This window comes from Pseudoxanthomonas broegbernensis, assembly GCF_014202435.1.
In the GTDB taxonomy this organism is placed as follows: Bacteria; Pseudomonadota; Gammaproteobacteria; order Xanthomonadales; family Xanthomonadaceae; genus Pseudoxanthomonas; species Pseudoxanthomonas broegbernensis.
This window is the reverse complement of the sequence record NZ_JACHGU010000001.1, coordinates 432,027-448,678: the sequence shown is the minus strand read 5'-3', so window position 1 is coordinate 448,678 and position 16,652 is coordinate 432,027. Positions and strand designations below refer to the sequence as shown.

Annotated in this window: 17 protein-coding genes; 3 read left to right on the top strand and 14 right to left on the bottom strand. The window is 71.6% G+C overall.

The features are described 5' to 3' along the window. The 9 genes from HNR76_RS01960 to grxD all read right to left on the bottom strand — a co-directional run bounded on the left by HNR76_RS01960 (position 1) and on the right by grxD (position 9,557). Positions 1 to 495 (bottom strand): pilus assembly PilX family protein, encoded by a 495-nt coding sequence (locus HNR76_RS01960; RefSeq protein WP_162311254.1) that lies wholly within the window; start codon positions 493 to 495, stop codon positions 1 to 3. A gap of 15 nt (positions 496 to 510) precedes the next feature. Beyond that, entirely contained in the window at positions 511 to 1,680 is a 1,170-nt protein-coding gene (locus HNR76_RS01955) for a PilW family protein (protein ID WP_162311253.1), read from the bottom strand. Positions 1,681 to 1,688: 8 nt separating this feature from the next. Beyond that, entirely contained in the window at positions 1,689 to 2,159 is a 471-nt protein-coding gene (gene pilV, locus HNR76_RS01950; RefSeq protein ID WP_162311252.1) for a type IV pilus modification protein PilV, read from the bottom strand. Continuing rightward, a complete protein-coding gene (locus HNR76_RS01945) occupies positions 2,156 to 2,668 on the bottom strand; it encodes a GspH/FimT family pseudopilin (protein ID WP_162311251.1) in 513 nt (170 codons plus the stop codon). The genes pilV and HNR76_RS01945 overlap by 4 nt, the downstream gene beginning before the upstream one ends. 162 nt (positions 2,669 to 2,830) lie before the next feature. Next, the gene (gene ppnN, locus HNR76_RS01940; RefSeq protein WP_162311250.1) at positions 2,831 to 4,213 is read right to left on the bottom strand and encodes a nucleotide 5'-monophosphate nucleosidase PpnN; all 1,383 of its coding nucleotides are present in this window, start codon (positions 4,211 to 4,213) and stop codon (positions 2,831 to 2,833) included. A gap of 163 nt (positions 4,214 to 4,376) precedes the next feature. Continuing rightward, the gene (locus HNR76_RS01935) at positions 4,377 to 7,673 is read right to left on the bottom strand and encodes a TonB-dependent receptor (protein WP_162311249.1); all 3,297 of its coding nucleotides are present in this window, start codon (positions 7,671 to 7,673) and stop codon (positions 4,377 to 4,379) included. 206 nt (positions 7,674 to 7,879) lie between these two features. Then, on the bottom strand, positions 7,880 to 8,482 hold the full coding sequence (locus HNR76_RS01930) for a YhgN family NAAT transporter (RefSeq protein WP_162311248.1): 603 nt from the start codon (positions 8,480 to 8,482) through the stop codon (positions 7,880 to 7,882). Next, the gene (locus HNR76_RS01925; protein ID WP_162311247.1) at positions 8,479 to 9,240 is read right to left on the bottom strand and encodes an SDR family NAD(P)-dependent oxidoreductase; all 762 of its coding nucleotides are present in this window, start codon (positions 9,238 to 9,240) and stop codon (positions 8,479 to 8,481) included. Before HNR76_RS01925 ends, HNR76_RS01930 begins: the two co-directional genes overlap by 4 nt. Beyond that, positions 9,237 to 9,557: a Grx4 family monothiol glutaredoxin gene (grxD, locus tag HNR76_RS01920; RefSeq protein ID WP_162311246.1), complete on the bottom strand. Its 321-nt coding sequence runs from the start codon at positions 9,555 to 9,557 to the stop codon at positions 9,237 to 9,239. Before grxD ends, HNR76_RS01925 begins: the two co-directional genes overlap by 4 nt. A 113-nt stretch (positions 9,558 to 9,670) precedes the next feature. Here grxD and HNR76_RS01915 point away from each other — a divergent pair, with 113 nt between their 5' ends. Further along, positions 9,671 to 10,249 carry a superoxide dismutase gene (locus HNR76_RS01915; RefSeq protein WP_162311245.1) on the top strand — a complete coding sequence of 193 codons (579 nt, stop codon included), beginning with the start codon at positions 9,671 to 9,673 and terminating at the stop codon, positions 10,247 to 10,249. 81 nt (positions 10,250 to 10,330) lie between these two features. On the opposite strand, the gene HNR76_RS01910 is transcribed toward HNR76_RS01915, so the two are convergent. Together HNR76_RS01910 and purE are read right to left on the bottom strand one after the other, a co-directional pair. After that, complete coding sequence (locus HNR76_RS01910; RefSeq protein ID WP_162311244.1) at positions 10,331 to 11,479, bottom strand: 5-(carboxyamino)imidazole ribonucleotide synthase; 1,149 nt, start codon at positions 11,477 to 11,479, stop codon at positions 10,331 to 10,333. Between the two features lie 34 nt (positions 11,480 to 11,513). Then, entirely contained in the window at positions 11,514 to 12,017 is a 504-nt protein-coding gene (gene purE / locus HNR76_RS01905; protein WP_162311243.1) for a 5-(carboxyamino)imidazole ribonucleotide mutase, read from the bottom strand. Between the two features lie 296 nt (positions 12,018 to 12,313). Between purE and HNR76_RS01900 the strand changes: the two genes are divergently transcribed. Together HNR76_RS01900 and nadC are read left to right on the top strand one after the other, a co-directional pair. Continuing rightward, a complete protein-coding gene (locus HNR76_RS01900) occupies positions 12,314 to 12,583 on the top strand; it encodes a Trm112 family protein (protein ID WP_162311242.1) in 270 nt (89 codons plus the stop codon). A 2-nt stretch (positions 12,584 to 12,585) separates the two neighbouring features. Next, the gene (gene nadC, locus HNR76_RS01895) at positions 12,586 to 13,464 is read left to right on the top strand and encodes a carboxylating nicotinate-nucleotide diphosphorylase (RefSeq protein WP_162311241.1); all 879 of its coding nucleotides are present in this window, start codon (positions 12,586 to 12,588) and stop codon (positions 13,462 to 13,464) included. Positions 13,465 to 13,631: 167 nt separating this feature from the next. Here the strand turns inward: nadC and HNR76_RS01890 are convergent, their stop codons facing one another. From HNR76_RS01890 to HNR76_RS01880, 3 genes are read right to left on the bottom strand one after another with little or no spacing between them, the layout of a single operon-like run. Next, entirely contained in the window at positions 13,632 to 14,057 is a 426-nt protein-coding gene (locus tag HNR76_RS01890; RefSeq protein ID WP_162311240.1) for a cupin domain-containing protein, read from the bottom strand. Next, the gene (locus HNR76_RS01885; RefSeq protein WP_162311239.1) at positions 14,054 to 14,494 is read right to left on the bottom strand and encodes a group III truncated hemoglobin; all 441 of its coding nucleotides are present in this window, start codon (positions 14,492 to 14,494) and stop codon (positions 14,054 to 14,056) included. The genes HNR76_RS01890 and HNR76_RS01885 overlap by 4 nt, the downstream gene beginning before the upstream one ends. A 2-nt stretch (positions 14,495 to 14,496) precedes the next feature. Further along, positions 14,497 to 16,623, bottom strand: a complete 2,127-nt coding sequence (locus HNR76_RS01880) for a TonB-dependent receptor family protein (RefSeq protein WP_162311238.1) — start codon at positions 16,621 to 16,623, stop codon at positions 14,497 to 14,499. Positions 16,624 to 16,652 lie beyond the last annotated feature (29 nt).

Here is a 16,652-nt window from a genome sequence, read left to right as displayed (position 1 = left end):
TCAGGGAATATAGATGGTGCTGATCACCGCGGTTGCGGTTGCGTTGGTGTCGTTGTCGCTGGCGAGCGAATTGACCTCGTAGATGTTGCCGGTCTGCTCGTTCTTCTTCTTGCCGGCCACCCGGCTCGACGCCGGGAAGCAGTGGTCGATGCGCCGCGTGTAGGTGGACTCGGTGGCGGTGACGTTGTCGGCCCAGGTCACCGGGTCGAAGGTGGGCTGGCAGACTTCCTGGTCGGCCTCGTAGGTGGCCACCTCGCCCAGCAGCGACGCCTCGATCTGGCGTTCCATCCCGCGTGCGACGGACTCCGCGTTCTGGAAGGCGAGGTTCACGTTGCGGTAGTTGGCGGCCATGCGCTCCTGCAGGCCGGCGACCTGCATGCCGACGATGCCGATCAGCGCCAGCAGGATCAGCATCACCAGCGCCACGTACAGCACCGCACCGCGCTGGCGGCGTGGGGCCGGGAAGGAAACGGCGGACCGGGAAGGAATGTTCATGGGCGGGGAACCGGCTCAGTTGCCATACAGGCGGTTGCGCAAGGCGATGGTGCTTTCGTAGACGGAGCGGTAGCGTCCGTCGCCGGGAGCGGTGTAGGCCACGCCCAGCGCCGACAGCGGCCGGAGGTCCGCCTGCGCCTGGGCCGCGGTGGCCCGGTCCGGGCTGACCGTCAGCAGGCCGATCTGGACCGCGCCCACCCGGCGCCAGGCGTCGGCCGCCGGCACGACCGCCGTCTGCACGCCGTTGGCCGCCAGCAACCGGTCGATGTAGCCGGTGGGGGGGCGATTCGCGGTGAGTTCGCGGTCCAGGCCATAGAGGAGCTGCATGTTCTCCACCCCCTCGATCAGCTCCTGGCTCTGCGCGGTCAGGCCGCCGCCGGGCGCGGCGGTGAAGCGCACGCGATACAGCGAGGGACGGCCGTTGTTGAGCCCGACGTAATAGACCACGCTCTCGGCGCGATGCAGCATCGCCTGCCCTTCGGTGAACACGCGGGTGAACGCCGACGAGGCGTTGATCGGGTTGGTGGAGCCGGCGGTCACGCTGCCCGCGGCCGAGCCCACCGCCGCGGCCTGGAACACGACGGTGTTCAGGCAGTCGGCCACGCCGAACAACCCGGGGTTCTCCACGCCGCTGCGCAGCACGTCCCAGCGGGCGGCGTCGAAGCGGAACACCGGTGTGCCGGCGCTGCCCTGGATGGCGGTCACCGGCACGCCCTCGGGCATGAGGAAGCGCAGGGCGATGATGTCGCTGCCGTTCACCCGGTTGGAGGTGGCCGCCGCGATTTCCGCCGGCAGCACCGGCGTGAACCCGGTGCCGCCGGTGGCCGGCGTCTCCGCCACCGCCAGGGTCGCGCCCGGCGCGGTGCCGGTGGCCTCGTAGCCCTGGATGGAGGTGAAGAAATCCAGGCCCGGGTGGCTGCCGAACGTGGTCACCAGCCCCACCGGCGCGTTGGCCATGTGCGCCTGGTCGTTGACGCAGCCGAAATGGCCGGCCATGCGGATGTCGCGCTGGAGGAAATCCAGCGCGAAGCGGCCGTTCTCCTGCACCCGGGACATGCCCTCGGACAGCATGTAGGCCGAACGGGAGGCGGCGAACACCTGCACCAGCCCGAGGATCAGGATCGTGCCGATCAACAGCGCGATCATCAGTTCGATGAGGGTCAGGCCCTGCGGACGGCGGAACATGATCGGCCTCATAGCTGGGTTGTCGCGCTGAAGGTGCGGGCCGTCGCATCCGCGTCCCAGCGATCGTCGCCCCAGCTTATGCTGACGGTGACGTCCTGGCCGTTGCGCGCGACCGCGGCCGTGGCGCCCTGCCCCAGCGCCTTGCCCAGCCGGCACGACCATGCGTTGCGGAACTGGGTGGCGCCGAGGTTGGCGCCGGTGGCCGGCGTGCAGTTGGCGGTCGCGGCCGTGTAGTCGCCCAGGTAGGCGGCCGAGGACACCCGGCTGATGCGCATCTGGTCGAACATCTCGTAGGTCAGGTTGGTCGCCTGGGTGCGGAAATTGGCGCTCTGGGTGAAGCGCACGTTCATGGTCTGCAGGAGGGCGAAGCCGAGCAGGCCGATGCCCAGCACCAGCATCGCCACCAGCACCTCGATCAGGCTGAAGCCGGCGGCGGTGGGCCTGGCGGCGCCCGGCCGCGGGCAGGAACGGCGGTTCATGAGCAGGCTCCCTTCGCCGTGCGTACCTGGCCGGCGGCATTGACGGTGAGCGTGCGCAGCATCGGCTGCCCGCCGCAGTCGGTCGGCCGCAGGCTCAATGTCTGGTCGGCGGCGGCCCGGCGGCGCCCGCGCGAGTCGAAGGTGATCGTGCCGGCGGCGCCGGTGGCCGACACCTGCGGCCGGCCCTGGCTGTAGCGCAGCACGGTCTCGCCGCTGTCCAGCGAGCCGTTGCCGTTGGCATCGGCCCAGACCAGCCAGCCGCTTCCCCATTCGGTGCCGCAGGTCGCGCCGTCGGCGCTGGCGCACACGCCGCTGCCGCGGGCGTTGCGGATGGCCTCGCTGCGGGCCAGGGCCAGCGAGGCGATCATCTCGTTGGTGCTGGCCGCGATGCGGTTGGTGCGCAGGCTCTGCTGGAAGCTGGGGAGCCCCCAGGCGAGCAGGATCGCCACCACCGAAATGGTGACCAGGAGCTCGATCAAGGTGAAGCCGGACTGGCGTTCGGGCCGCATGCACATGGCTCCCCAGCGTGGTGTTCCCACCCTAGCCGGGCCGGGCCCGGACGCAAGCGCGGACGGGACGAGCGGTTGGAATGGGCGGAGAGACGGCCGCTCCCCGGGGGCCGGCCGGGGTCGCGCACGGCGGACGGAGGCCCGCCGTCCCTCGCCGGGCCTTCAGGCCACCACGCGGTAGCAGGGCCGGTACTCGCCGGCGATCTTCATCCGCCGCTGCTGGACGAAGGCGCGCAGCAGGCCGTCCAGCGCCTGCATCATGTCCGCCGCGCCATGGATCTCGAACGGACCGTGCGCCTCGATCCGGCGCATGCCCTCCTCCTTGACGTTGCCGGCCACGATGCCGGAGAACGCGCGGCGCAGGTCGGCCGCCAGCGCCGAGGGCGCGCGGCCATGGTGCAGGTCCAGCGCCGCCATCGCCGCATGGGTGGGCACGAAGGGCTGCTGGAACTCCAGCGGAACGTCGATGCCCCAGTTGAAGTAGAACGAGTCCTTGTGCGCGAGGCGCGCCTCGCGCACCTTGCGGATGCCCGTGGACATCTTCTTGGCCACCGCGGCCGGGTCGCCGATCACGATCTGGTAGCGCGAGGTGGCCGCTTCCCCCAGGGTCAGGCGCAGGAAGCGGTCGATCTGCTCGAAATAGGGCGCGGCGATGGTCGGCCCGGTGAGGATCAGCGGGAACGGCAGGCCGGCGTTCTCCTCACGCAGCAGGATGCCCAGCAGGTACAGGATCTCCTCGGCCGTGCCCACCCCGCCGGGGAACACGATGATCCCGTGGGCCAGGCGCACGAACGCCTCCAGCCGCTTCTCGATGTCCGGCATGATGACCAGCTCGTTGACGATCGGGTTGGGCGACTCGGCGGCAATGATGCCCGGCTCGGTGATGCCGATGTAGCGGTTGGTGCGCTTGCGCTGCTTGGCGTGGGCGATGGTGGCGCCCTTCATCGGCCCCTTCATCGCGCCCGGTCCGCAGCCGGTGCAGATGTCCAGCCCGCGCAGGCCCAGCTCGTAGCCGACCTGCTTGGTGTAGATGTATTCCTCGCGCGAGATCGAATGCCCCCCCCAGCACACCACCAGGTTGGGGTCGGCCGGGCGCAGCACGCGCGCGTTGCGCAGCAGGCCGAACACCGCGTCGGTGATGCCGGCCGAGCTTTCCAGGTCCTCCGCATACTCCGGCCCCAGCTCGATCGCGGTCCAGGCCAGGTCGCGGACCACGGCGAACAGCAGCTCGGCCACGCCGCGGATGATCTCGCCGTCGACGAAGGCCATCGCCGGCGCGTTCTTCAGGTCGATGCGCACGCCGCGGTCCTGCTGGGCGACCTGGATGTCGAAGCTGGGGTACAGGTCGCGCGCGGCGCGCGGGTCGTCGTTGGCGCTGCCGCTGGTGAGCACCGCCAGCGCGCAGCGGCGCAGCAGCTCGTGCATGCCGCCGCTGGAGGCGTCGCGCAGGCGCGCCACTTCGGTGCGCGAGAGGACGTCCAGCCCGCCGCGCGGGTAGATGCGCGCGTCTTCCACGGGCAGCGTGCTCGAAACCGTTTCGTTCATGGGGCGTGTTTCTCGATGCGGATGGATCGGACCGGTCGGCGACTTTACCGCAGCGCGGGCCGGCGGGCACGGCGCCCCGGCACCGGGGCGCCGTCGCGTGCGCATGAAAAGAGGACGGCCGGGAAACCCGGCCGTCCTCGAACGCTCGGCGGTGCGGCCGCTGTCAGAACTTGTAGCGGAAGCCCACCTGCACCGACCAGCGCGACTCCCAGTCGGTCACGGGAATGGCCGAGATGCTGTCGGGGTTGAAGTTGTAGACGTACTTGCCGGTGGCCTGGTCCACGCCGACGAAGTCGACCACGGTGCGGTCGCCGTACGGCGAGGCGTAGTCGATGCGGCCCCAGTTCTTGTCGATCAGGTTGCCCACGTTCAGCACGTCCAGCCAGATCTCCGACTTGTGCCCGCGGAAGAAGCCGGGCAGTTCCTGGCTGACGCGGATGTCCAGGCTGTTGACCCACGGGTTGCGGCTGCCGTTGCGCGCGGCCACGCCGCCCCGGTAGCGGGCCAGGTCCGGATGCCGGCCCAGCCATTCGAAGAACGCCTGCTCCATCGCCACGCCGCCGCTGAAGATCACGTCGCCGGGGCCGCCGGGCACGTAAAGCAGGTCGTTGCTGTAGCCGTCGCCGTTCATGTCGTTGCGGTAGCGCCAACTGTGCGGCACGCCGGAACGGCCCTCGTAGAAGGCCGAGAACGTGGTGTCGTAGTCGCCGAAGAAGGCCTTGCGGAAGGTCAGGCTGCCGGTGATGCGGTCCTTGATCTCGTAGTTGGAGGTCGCGGCCACGTCCGAGTTGGGGTCGAAGACCGCCTTGTTGGACCAGTTGGAGATGGCGCGGGAGGAGGTCAGCGGGCTGACCTCGGTGGCGTCGGTATAGGTGTAGTGCAGCGACCACGCCCAGTCCTGGACCAGCGGCTTGTTCAGGCCGACGGTGAACTGGGTGCTGCGGCCGTTGCCGGTGTTGGTCATCAGCACCACGCCGTCGCCGTGCCAGCCGGTGACGTTCTCGTAGCCGGGGATGGTGTCGGCGATGGCGGCCACGCCGGTATTGCTGCCGTTGCGGGCGCCGCTGCGGGCGTAGGGATCGGCCCAGTACAGCGAGCGCCCGTCCGGCCCCTGCGCGTAGCTCACGTTGCCCAGGTCCAGCCGCTCGAAGTGCAGGCCGTTGTTGACCTTGGTATGCAGCAGCTCGGCCGAGGCGACGATGCCGTGCCAGGGCAGTTCGGTGTCGAACGCCAGGTTGGCCTTCCACACCGACGGCTGCTCGAAGCCGTCGTCCATCAGGTTGACCATCATCGAATAGCCGGCGGCCGGCGACGGCACGGTCGGGTTGTCAGGGTCCATGCTGACCGGCAGGCTGGCCCACAGCGCCTCGCGATCGGCCTGGCTCATGGCGGCGGTGACGCGCGCGTTGTAGCCGATCAGGCCGAAGCCGGAGTTCTGGTAGGAGTTGCCGATCCACACGTTGGCCGCCGCGCCCTGGAACAGGCCCAGGCCGCCGCGCAACTGGGTGGGGCGGTCGCTGTCGAAGGTGTAGTTGAAGCCGAAGCGCGGCTGGATCAGCGCGTCGTCGAGCTTGGCCCGGTTGTCGCGGCCGTAGACCTGCTGCACCAGCAGGTTCTGGACCGGCACGTCGTCCATGTCCGGGATGTCCACGCGCAGGCCGAACAGCAGGGTCAGGTTGTAGTTCACCGCCCAACTGTCCTGCACGAACAGGCCAGTGTTGCGGTGCTTGTAGCGCATCGCCACCGAGTCCAGGTCGTTGCCCGGCACCGGTGCGTTGAGGTCGTAGACCCAGTACTGGCCGGCGCGGAAGGCGTCCAGGCCGGCGAAGGCGTAGGTGCCCCAGATGTTCTGCGCGTAGAGGTTGTAGACGTCGTTCTCTTCCCAGTCGAAGCCGAACTTCAGCGTGTGGTCGCCCACGTACCAGGTGGCCGCGCCGAAGGCGGTGGTGGTCTCGGTGTTGATCTGGTTGCCGTGGCGGAACTCGTCGGCGCCCGCGCTCAGGTACGGGGCGACGGCCTGGTCCGGGTCGGCGCCGTTGCCGAAGCCGATGACGATCTGCGGCAGGCGCGAGTACACCGAGCTGAGCGAATCGTAGGTGCGGCGGCCGACCTTGAACTCGGTCGACAGGCTGTCGTTCCAGTCGCTGAACAACTGCACCACCGCGGTCTCGACGTTCTTGGTGACGTCGTACCAGCGGCTGTTCAGGCCCAGGCTCGGGCCGCGCGAGATGCCGTGGCTGTCGTAGTTGATGCTGGTGCTGGAGCCGGCCAGGTTCGGGTCGGTCTGCTCGAGCTTGGAGTAGCGGGCCGAGGCGCGATGGTTGTCGCTGATGTTCCAGTCGATCTTGATCGCGTATTCCTCGACCTCCTGCTTGATGCTGGGCGGCGACTCCTGCGAGCCCAGGTCGATGCCGTAGCGTTCGCGCGCGATCTGCTGGGCCTCGGCGATCCAGCCCGGCTCGATGGCGATGATGTTGGATGCGCCCGAGCCGGCCGGGCCGTAGGACGGCGCCGCGCGGTCGCGGGTGTACTGCTCGTAGTTGGCGAAGAAGAACAGCTTGTCCTTGACGATCGGGCCGCCGAAGGTGGCGCCGTAGGTCACCTCGTCGTTGAAGCCGTTGAACGGCGCGCCGGTGACCGGGTGGTCGCCGACCATGTCCTTGTCTCGGTACACGCCGTACACCGAGCCGTGGAACTCGTTGGTGCCCGACTTGGTCACCGCGTCGATCACCGCGCCGGTGGCGCCGGTGATGGTGGTGTCGTAGTTGGAGATGTCGACGTTGATCGCCTCGATGGCGTCCATCGACACCGGCTGGCGCATGGTCGGGAAGTTGTTCGATTCCAGGCCGAAGGTGTCGCTGGTGTTGACGCCGTCGATGCGGATGGCGTTGTAGCGCGGGTTCTGGCCGCCGACGGTGATCTCGCCGCGCGACTTGTCGCTCTGGCTGATGCGCGGGTCCAGGCGGATGTAGTCCTGGATGTTGCGGTTGATCGACGGCAGCGCCTCGATCTGCTCCTGGCTGACGTTGGTGCCGGCGCCCATCTTGCTGGCGCTGAACACTTCCGAGCCGCCGATGGCGGTGGCGGTGACGCCCTGCAGGGTGGTGATGTCGCCGCTGAGCGCGGCATTGACCGTGTTGACCTGGTTCAGGCCCAGGTACACGCCCTCCTCGGTCCTGGCGCCTTCGCCCTGCTTGTTGATGGTGATGGTGTACGGGCCGCCCACGCGCAGGCCGCGCGAACTGTAGCGGCCGCTGGCGTCGGTGGTGGCGCGGCTGACGGTGCCCGACTCGACGTGGGTGATGGTGACCTCGGCGCCGGCGACCGGCTGGCCGGAAGAGCCGGTCACCACACCGCCGACGCCGGCGGAGGTGCTCTGGGCGAAGGCGGGGGCGGCGGCGAGGGCGACGACCAGGCCCAGGGTGAGCTTGGACAGCCGGAATCGACGTGGATCGGTCATGGGGGTGGCCTCGGAGGGGGACGGAATGCGGTCTGGCCCCGTTGCAGGGCGAGCGGCTGGAATGCCTACAAATGCCTGCATACGGCTGCGCATGGGCGTTAACAACAGGTTAACATGTTAGGGGGGACATGTGACCGCCATGTGACGGCCGGATGTCGGTGGATAGGCAGGGAAACCGACGGGCGGGGCGGCTAAACCCCGGGGCCTCACGCCGCCGGGATGGCCAGGCCCAGGTAGGCGGTCAGCCCGTCCAGCAGCATCTGCACCGAGATGGCCACCAGCAACATGCCCATCAGCCGCTCCACCGCGGCCAGCGCGCGCGGCCCCAACAGCCGGTAGAGGAAGGGCGCGGCCAGCAGGATCGCGGCGGTCACGCCCCAGGCCAGCAGCAGGGCCAGGCTCCATTCGCCGAGCCGGTCCGGCTCGCTGCTGCCCATCAGCATCACCGCGGCCATGCCCGAGGGCCCCGCCACCAGGGGGATGGCCAGCGGCACGATGAAGGGCTCGCCGTCCGGGATCTCGCCCATCAGGCCTTCCGCACGCGGGAACACCATGCGGATGCCGATCAGGAACAGGACGATGCCGCCGGCGATCGAGACCGACTCCTGGCGCAGGTGCATCAGCTCCAGCGCGTACTTGCCGCACCACAGGAACAGCATCAGCACCGCCAGGGCGATCAGCATCTCGCGCACCAGCACCCTCCGGTGCCGCTCCGGCGCCACCGGCTTGAGCACGCTGAGGAACACGGGAACATTCCCCAGCGGGTCGAGGATCAGGAACAGCAGCAGCGCCGCCGACAGGATGGTCACGCCGGCACGCCTTCCGGCTCGGGGCGCCACACGGTCCCGCGATGGGCCGCGCCGGCCGCCGACAGCAGGGCGACGCAGGCCCCGGCGTAGGCCGCCGGGTCGCGCACGCCTTCGTGCAGGTCGTCCGCGTATGCGCGGGCGCGCAGCGGCGTGCGCATGGGCCCGGGCTGCAGGCCGGCCACCCGCACCGAGGTGCCGGACAGTTCGGCCGCCAGCATCGGGACCAGCCCGTGCAAGCCGTGCTGGGCCACGCCGTAGCCGCCCCAGTAGGCCTGGCCGACCCGGTCCAGGTCGTCCGCCGCCAGCACCACCGAGGCATCGGGCGAGTGGCGCAGCAGCGGCAGGCAGGCCTGCACCAGCCACCACGGCGCGGTGAGGTTGACGTGGATGGCGCGGGCGAAGGCGGCAGGGTCCTGGTGCTCCAGCGGGGTCAGGCCGCGGAAGTCGGCGGCGCAGTGCAGCAGCCCATCCAGCCGACCCAGTTCGGCGTGCAGGCGTTCGGCCAGTTGGGCGTAGTCGTCCGGCGCGGCGCCCTCCAGGTCCAGCGGGTACAGCAGCGGCTCCGGGCCGGCCTGGGCGACGGCGTCATAGACCCGGTTGAGCTTGGGCAGGCGCCGGCCCAGCAGCACCAGGGTCGCGCCGGCGGCGGCGCAGGCCTGCGCGGCGGCGGCGCCCAGGCCGCCATGGGCGCCGGCGACCAGGATCACGCGGCCGGCCAGCGGCTGCGGAGCGGCGGTGGGCAGGCCGAGCAGGCTCACTGCGACTGCGCTTCGCTGACCATGCGCTGCAGCTCGCCCGACTCCAGCAACTCCAGGGTGACCTCGCAACCGCCGAGCAACTCGCCGTGCAGGAACAACTGCGGGAAGGTCGGCCAGTTGGAATAGCGCGGCAGGTTGGCGCGCACCTCCGGCTCCTCCAGCACGTTCACCGTGTGCAGCCGCTCGGCGCCGGCGGCCTGCAGCGCCTGCACCGCGCGCGCGGAGAAGCCGCACATCGGATAGGCCGGGGTGCCCTTCATGAACAGCACGATCGGGTGGCCCTCGACCTCGGCCTGGATGCGCTCCATCACCGCCATTGCGTCTCTCCCTCGGCGCCGGGGGCCGGCCCCGGCGTCGGCTAAACTGAAGTTGCAATTGTAATCCCTGCGCGCCGCCACGCCGACGCCGCCCACCTCCGCGCCCCCGCACCATGCCCATCGAACTGCCCGACCTGCCCTACCCCCGCACCGCGCTGGAACCTCACATCACGGCCGCCACCCTGGACCTGCACCACGGCGTGCACCACCGTGCCTACGTGGACGCGGCCCGCCGGCTGCTGGAAGGCAGCGGCCTGGAGGAACTGGCGCTGGAGGACATCGTGCGCCGTGCCCGTGGGCGCCTGTTCGAGCAGGCCGCGCAGGCCTGGAACCATGCCTTCCACTGGACCTGCCTGTCCCCGCGCGGCGGCGGCGAACCCGGCGGCCGCCTGGGCGACCTGCTGGCCCGGCGCTACGGCGACTTCCCGCGCTTCCGCGACGAGTTCGCGCATGCGGCGCTGGGCCTGGCCGGCTCGGGCTGGGCGTGGCTGGTGCAGCACCCGGATGGCTCGCCCGGCATCGTCGTCACCCACGGCGCGTCCACCCCGCTGACCGGTGCCGGCACGCCACTGCTGGCGTGCGACCTGTGGGAGCACGCCTACTACCTGGACCGCCAGGATGCGCGCGACCGGTACCTGGAGGCGTTCTGGAACGTGGTGGACTGGGAGGCGGCGGGCAAGCGGCTGCGCTGACGCGCGGCCGGGCTGCACGAGCCGGCCTCAGTCGGCGACGCGTCGAATCGTCCGCGCCCTGCCGCTTCCCCGGCGCTGGCCTCAATCCCGCAGCGCCGCCACCGGCGGTGCGACCTGCGCATCGCGGTCCAATGCGCGGCCCACTCGCTCCAGCGCCTCGGCCAGCGCCCCGGGCGTGTCGGCGCGCAGGGTGGCATGGCCCACTTTGCGCCCGGCGCGCGGTTCCTTGCCGTAGTCGTGCCAGTGGCCGCCGGCCTGGCCCAGCACCGCGGCCGGATCGGGCATCTGCCCGATCCAGTTGAGCATGCAGGCATGGCCGCGCATCGCGGTCGATCCCAGCGGCAGGCCCAGTACCGCGCGCAGGTGATTCTGGAACTGCGAGGTCTCCGCGCCCTCGATCGTCCAGTGCCCGGAGTTGTGCACGCGCGGCGCCATCTCGTTGGCCAGCAGTTCGCCGCCGCGGCAGAACAGTTCCAGCGCGAACACGCCCACGTAGTCCAGCCGCTCGGCCAGCCGCCGCGCATGGGCGACGGCGGTGGCGGCCAGTTCCGCGTCCACCCGCGCCGGCGCCAGGCTGGCCGAGAGCACGCCGTCCACGTGCCAGTTGGCCGTCAGCGGCCAGGTCCGGAATTCGCCGTCGCGGCCGCGCACGGCCACCACGCTCAGCTCGCGCTCGAACGGCACGAAGGCCTCGACGATCAGGCCCACGCCGGCCGCCTGCGGCCCCAGCGCCTGCCAGGCCGCCTCGGCATCGCCGGCGGAACGGATGCGGAACTGGCCCTTGCCGTCGTAGCCGAGCCGGCGCGTCTTGAGGATGCACGGCACGCCGACCGAGGCCAGCGCGCGGTCCAGTTCCTCGCGGGTGTCCACGGTGGCGAACGCCGGCACCGGGATGTCCAGTTCGCGGAACAGGGTCTTCTCCGCCAGCCGGTCCTGCGCCACCGCCAGCGCGCGCGGGTTGGGGAACACCGGCACCCGCGCCGACAGCCACTCGGCGCTCTCGGCCGGCACGTTCTCGAAATCGAACGTGGCCACGTCGATCTTCGCCGCGAACTCGGCCAGCACCGCCTCGTCGCGGTAGTCGCCCACCCGCAGCGGCGCGAACTGGCTGGCGCAGGCGTCGGATGCGGTGTCCATCACCAGGAAGCGCAGCCCCAGCGGCGCGCCGGCCAGGGCCAGCATGCGCGCCAACTGCCCGCCTCCGAGGATGCCCACGGTGGGACGGGTCATGCCGTCGCCCCGCGCGGAACGCCGTGGCGAGCGCTCATTGGCGCGGATCGTCGTGGGCGACGACGTCGTCGGTCTGGTGCCGGCGGAACGCCTCCAGCGCACGGGCGATGTCCGGATGATCGGCCGCCAGCAGGGCGGCGGCGAACAGCCCGGCATTGGCCGCGCCCGCGTTGCCGATGGCGAAGGTGGCCACCGGGACGCCGGCCGGCATCTGCACGATCGACAGCAGCGAGTCCATGCCGTTGAGCGCCTTGCTCTGCACCGGCACGCCCAGCACCGGCACCGCGGTCTTGGCCGCGAGCATGCCCGGCAGGTGCGCCGCGCCGCCGGCGCCGGCGATGATCGCGCGCAGGCCGCGCGCCTTCGCGCTGGCGGCGTACTCGAACAGTACGTCGGGCGTGCGGTGCGCGGACACCACCTTCACCTCGTGCGCGACACCCAGCGCGTCGAGCTTCTGCACGGCGTGCTGCATGGTTTCCCAATCGGAACGGGATCCCATCACGATGCCCACCAGCGGGGCGGTTGGGGTGACGGTCATGGCGGCCTCGGTCGCTAAAGGGCCATTTTAGCGGAAGTTGCACGGCAGGCTGCCCGAACCGGCCGCGACGGCCGGCCGCCGCTCGCCCGGGCCTTCGACCGTGCGGCAGCCCGCGTGCCGCCTCGCCCCGATCGGCGGCAGGCGCAGGGATCGAAGGCGTACCGGACTCCACGATCGCCGCGCACGCCGGGTACGACGACGACCCGCTCGGCCTACGGCATGGCACCGCGGCCTCCCGAGGCCCCTGGGTGGTACGCTTCCGCGCATTCCGGCTTCCCCCCAATCCGTTCCCGCCCATGGATCGCAAGCTGCTCGACCTGTTGTGCTCGCCCGATACCCGCCAGCCGCTGGCGCTGCTGGAGCCGCGCGCGCTGGAAGCGCTGAACCGCGCCATCGCCGACGGCCAGGTGCAGCGCGGCGACGGCAGCCCGCAGCGCGAGCCGCTGCGCGAGGCGCTGGTCACCCGCGACCGCAGGCAGGTCTACCGGGTCGACGACGGCATCCCGGTGCTGCTGGTCGAGGAAGCCCTGGCCACCGCGCAGGTGCCCGGCTTCCCCGGCGCCTGACCATGCCCCGCCCCGCCCCGCCGCTGACGCCTCCACCCACCGAGGCCGTACAGGCCGACGTGCGCCGCGCGCTGGAGGAGGACCTCGGCGGCGGCGACGTCACCGCTGCCTTGCTGCCCGACGTGCCCGAACGCGCCTACCTGCTGTGCAAGGAAGACGCGGTGATCGCCGGGCGCCCGTGGTTCGACGCCTGCCACCGCGCGCTGGACCCGCAGGTGCGGATCGACTGGCGCGTCGCCGAAGGCCAGCGCGTGGCCGCCGGCACCGTGCTGGCGCTGCTGGAAGGCCGCAGCCGCACGCTGGTCAGCGCCGAGCGCACCGCCTTGAACTTCATGCAGACGCTGTGCGGCACGGCCACCACCACCGCCGCCCACGTCGATGCCGTGCGCGGCACCGGCACGGCCATCCTGGACACGCGCAAGACCCTGCCGGGCCTGCGCCAGGCGCAGAAGTACGCGGTGCGCGCCGGCGGCGGGGCGAACCACCGCATCGGCCTGTACGACGCGGTGATGCTGAAGGAGAACCACGTCCGCGTCGCCGGCTCCGTGGGCGCGGCGATCGCGCGGGCGCGCCAGGCACAGCCGGCCCTGCCGCTGATCGTGGAAGTGGAGACGCTGGAACAGTTGCGCGAGGCGCTGGCCGCTGGCTGCGACCGCGTGCTGATCGACGACTTCACCGCGGACATGCGCCGCGAGGCGGTGCGCATCGCCCGTACGGCGCCGTTCGACGGGCGCATCCCGCTGGAGGTCTCCGGCGGGGTCGGCCTGGACGGCCTGCGCGCGATCGCGCAGGACGGCGTGGATTGCATCTCCATCGGCGGCCTGACCAAGCACGTGCGCGCCATCGACCTGTCGATGAAGCTGGGGCCGGCACCGATCTGATCCGGGCTATGGCGGCGGATTCCGCGTGCGCCGCGTCGCCGCTTCACGGGCGACCCACGATGGCGCAAGGCGGACGGGCGCGATACCGCCCGCATCCCGCGGTGCGGAGGCGGGCGGGCGGGCAGGATGCCCGGTCCCGCGATCGTCGGGGCAGGCGGCCGTGCCTCCTAGTGCTCGGCCATGCGCACCAGCAGCAGGTCCAGGTCGGTGTCCGCGCTCACGCCGTGGTTCTCGCCCGGCGCCAGGTGCAGCACCTGGCGCGCGCGCACCGGCACCGGGCCATCGTCGAACTCGAAGCGTCCCTGGCCGGCGAGCACCACCACCAGCACCCGCTCCGGCGCGGCATGGGCCGGCATCCGCGTGCCCGCCTTGAGTTGCAACTGCATCACCCGGGCCTGGCCGTAGCGGCCCACCTGGGTGGTGGTGCGCGCCTGAGCGGTGGCCGGGTCGGGCGCACCGGCCAGCGTGGACAACCGCGGCGGCACGGGCGCGTCCGCCCCGGCGTCCAGCGCGGTGGCGGTGCTGGTGGCGGTGGCGGCCAGGGCGGCCAGCAGCGCCAGCGGCAGGATCGCGGGGAAGCGGATGCGGTTCATGGCGTCTCTCCGGTGGGCGATGAAACGGGGCAATGGTGAAGGACGTCGTGGCCGGCGACCTGGTACTGCTGCCAGAAGCGCTCGGCGATCATCCGCGCGCGGGTATCGGCCTCGGACTGCATCGCCGGATTGCCCAGCTCGGCGGTGGTCTGCGCGAACAGCTCCAGCCAGCGCCGGAACAGCGCGGCGTTCAGCCCCGGCAGCGCCATGTGCCGGGGCATCGGCGCACCGCTGAAGCGGCGGGTGCCGCGCAGCAACGCCGACCAGAAATCCACCAGGTGCGCCAGGTGCGCCGGCCAGTCCGCGACGTGGCGCTCGAACACCGGGCCCAGGTCGGGGTCCAGGCGCACCCGCGCGTAGAAGCGGTGCACCAGGGCGACCACGTCCTCCTCGCTGCAGCAGGCACCGGGATCGGGGGATGGCGAAGGGGCGTGCATGGTCAGAACCTCCAGGTCAGGCCGAGCGTAGCGTTGCGGCCCACGCCCTGCAGGAAACCGGGCTGCGCCAGCGTGCCCTGGTTGCGGATCACGTAGCTGCTGGCGTAGCGGCGGTCGGTGAGGTTGTCGGCATGCACGAACACCGTCCAGCGTCCATCGGCGGCGGTGTAGTCGAGCCTGGCGCCGAGCAGCGCGTAGCCGTCCTGGTAGATGTCGCGGGTGTTGGCGTGGTCGGTCGGGGTGTCGCCGGGCAGCCAGCGCACGTTGGGACCGATGCGCCAGCCGCCGCTGCGCCATGCCAGCTCGGCGCTGACCAGGTGCCTGGGTACGCCGGCGATGCGGTTGCCGGCGAACTGGCCGTCGTCGAAGGTGAAGTCGCTCCAGGTCCAGGCCAGCCGGTATTCCAGCACGCCGCCGCCGACGGCGGGGAAGCGGCCGTCCAGGCCGGCCTCGACCCCCTGGTGGGTGGTACCGGCGGTGTAGTTGTAGGTGCCCACGCGGTTGCCGAACGCGTCCACCATCGACATCAGCTCGTCGTCGACCGCGCTGCGGTACACCGCCAGCGACCAGTCCGCGCCGCGCTCGGCGCCGCCGAAGCGGCCGCTGCCGCCGATCTCGAGGGTGTCGGCGGCCTGCACGCGCAGGCGCAGCAGTTGCGCCTGCGCGCCGGCCGGGCTGGCCGGCGGCACCTCGGCGCTGACGATCTCCCACCAGGTCGGCACCTCGTTGCTGCGGCTGAGGTTGGCGAACAGGCGCAGGCCCGGGCGCGGCTGCCAGATCGCCCCCACCCGCGGGCTGGCATGGGCGTAGCGCTGCTCCAGGCCGCCGCCGCGGGCCAGGTCGGCGGCATCGCGCTCGACCCGGCTCCACTTGGCCTCGGCCAGCAGGCGCCAGTGCTCGCCGGTGCGCCAGCCCAGCGCGGCCTGCAGGTCCAGGCTGGCCGCGTCCAGGCCGTAGTGGCCGAAGCGCTGCAGCCGGGTGCCGTCGGCCGGACTGTTGGCGTAGAAGTCGCGCGCGGTGTCGCCGGCGGTGTAGGCGCCGCCGAGCCGGTAGTCCAGGTCGCCGCGCTCGCCGGCCGCCTGGTACTGCGCGCCCCAGGTATCGGTGTCGCTGACGTTGTGGGTGGTCGGGTTCTTGAACAGGTCGTCGGTGTGCTGCCACCACAGGCCCAGCGACTGCCGCAGCCGCTCGCCGCCCCATTGCGAGGCGTTGGCCACGCGCCAGTGCCGGGTGTCGCGCAGCGGGTCGCGGCGATAGACGTTCAACAGATTGTCCTGCGGCGTGTCGCCGTCGCCCATCACCCCGCGCGGGTCGCTGTGGATGCGCGCCTTGGGCACCACGTTGGGGATGTGGAAGAACAGGTCGGTCCACGACAGCCAGGTGCGGTTGCTGAAGGTCTCGCCCGCGCGCCAGCCGGTGTTGACGTGGACCGAATCGCGCTCGCCGTCGGCGTGGCGCCGGTAGCCGTCGTACGCATCGTGGCTGGCGCCGATCCAGCCGTCGGCGCGCGGGCCGGAAACGCCCCAGGCCAGTTGTCCGCCGCGGCGGCCGTCGCTGCCGCCCTCCAGGCGCAGGCGGCCGCGCTCGTCGGCGCCGTTGAGGCTGTAGAAGTCGATCTCGCCGCCCAGGGCAGTGGCGCCGGGGCTGAGCGCGTTGGCGCCGCGGCGGGCGCTGATGAAGGCGGCGTTGCGCTGTTCCAGCAGGCCGATCACGAACGAGCCGTCGGCCTCGTTCAGCGGCAGCCCGTCCTGCAGCAGCAGCACGCCCCGGTTGACCGGATTGCTCTGGATGCCGGAGCCGCGGATGTTCAGGCGCGGCTGGTCGATGCCGCCGAAGAACTCCTGCAGGACGATGCCGGGCTGGTGCTCCAGGGCATCGCGCAGGGTGGCCTGGCGGCCGGCGTTGCGCAGGTCGACCAGGTTGGTGCCGCCGGGCACGCGGGCCAGGCGCTCGCGCTCGTCGGCCACGGTCGGCGCGACCGGGGTATCGCCGCTGCGGCCGAGCACGTCGATGCGGTCCAGGTCGACCGGCTCGCGGGCGTCGGCCGCGAAGGCCGAAGCCGGCACGCAGGCCAGCGCAACGGCGATGGCCGGGACGAGCAGTGAAAGATGGGGGCGGGGGGAGGTCATGTGGAGGTTCTCGGCGAAGGAAGCGGAAG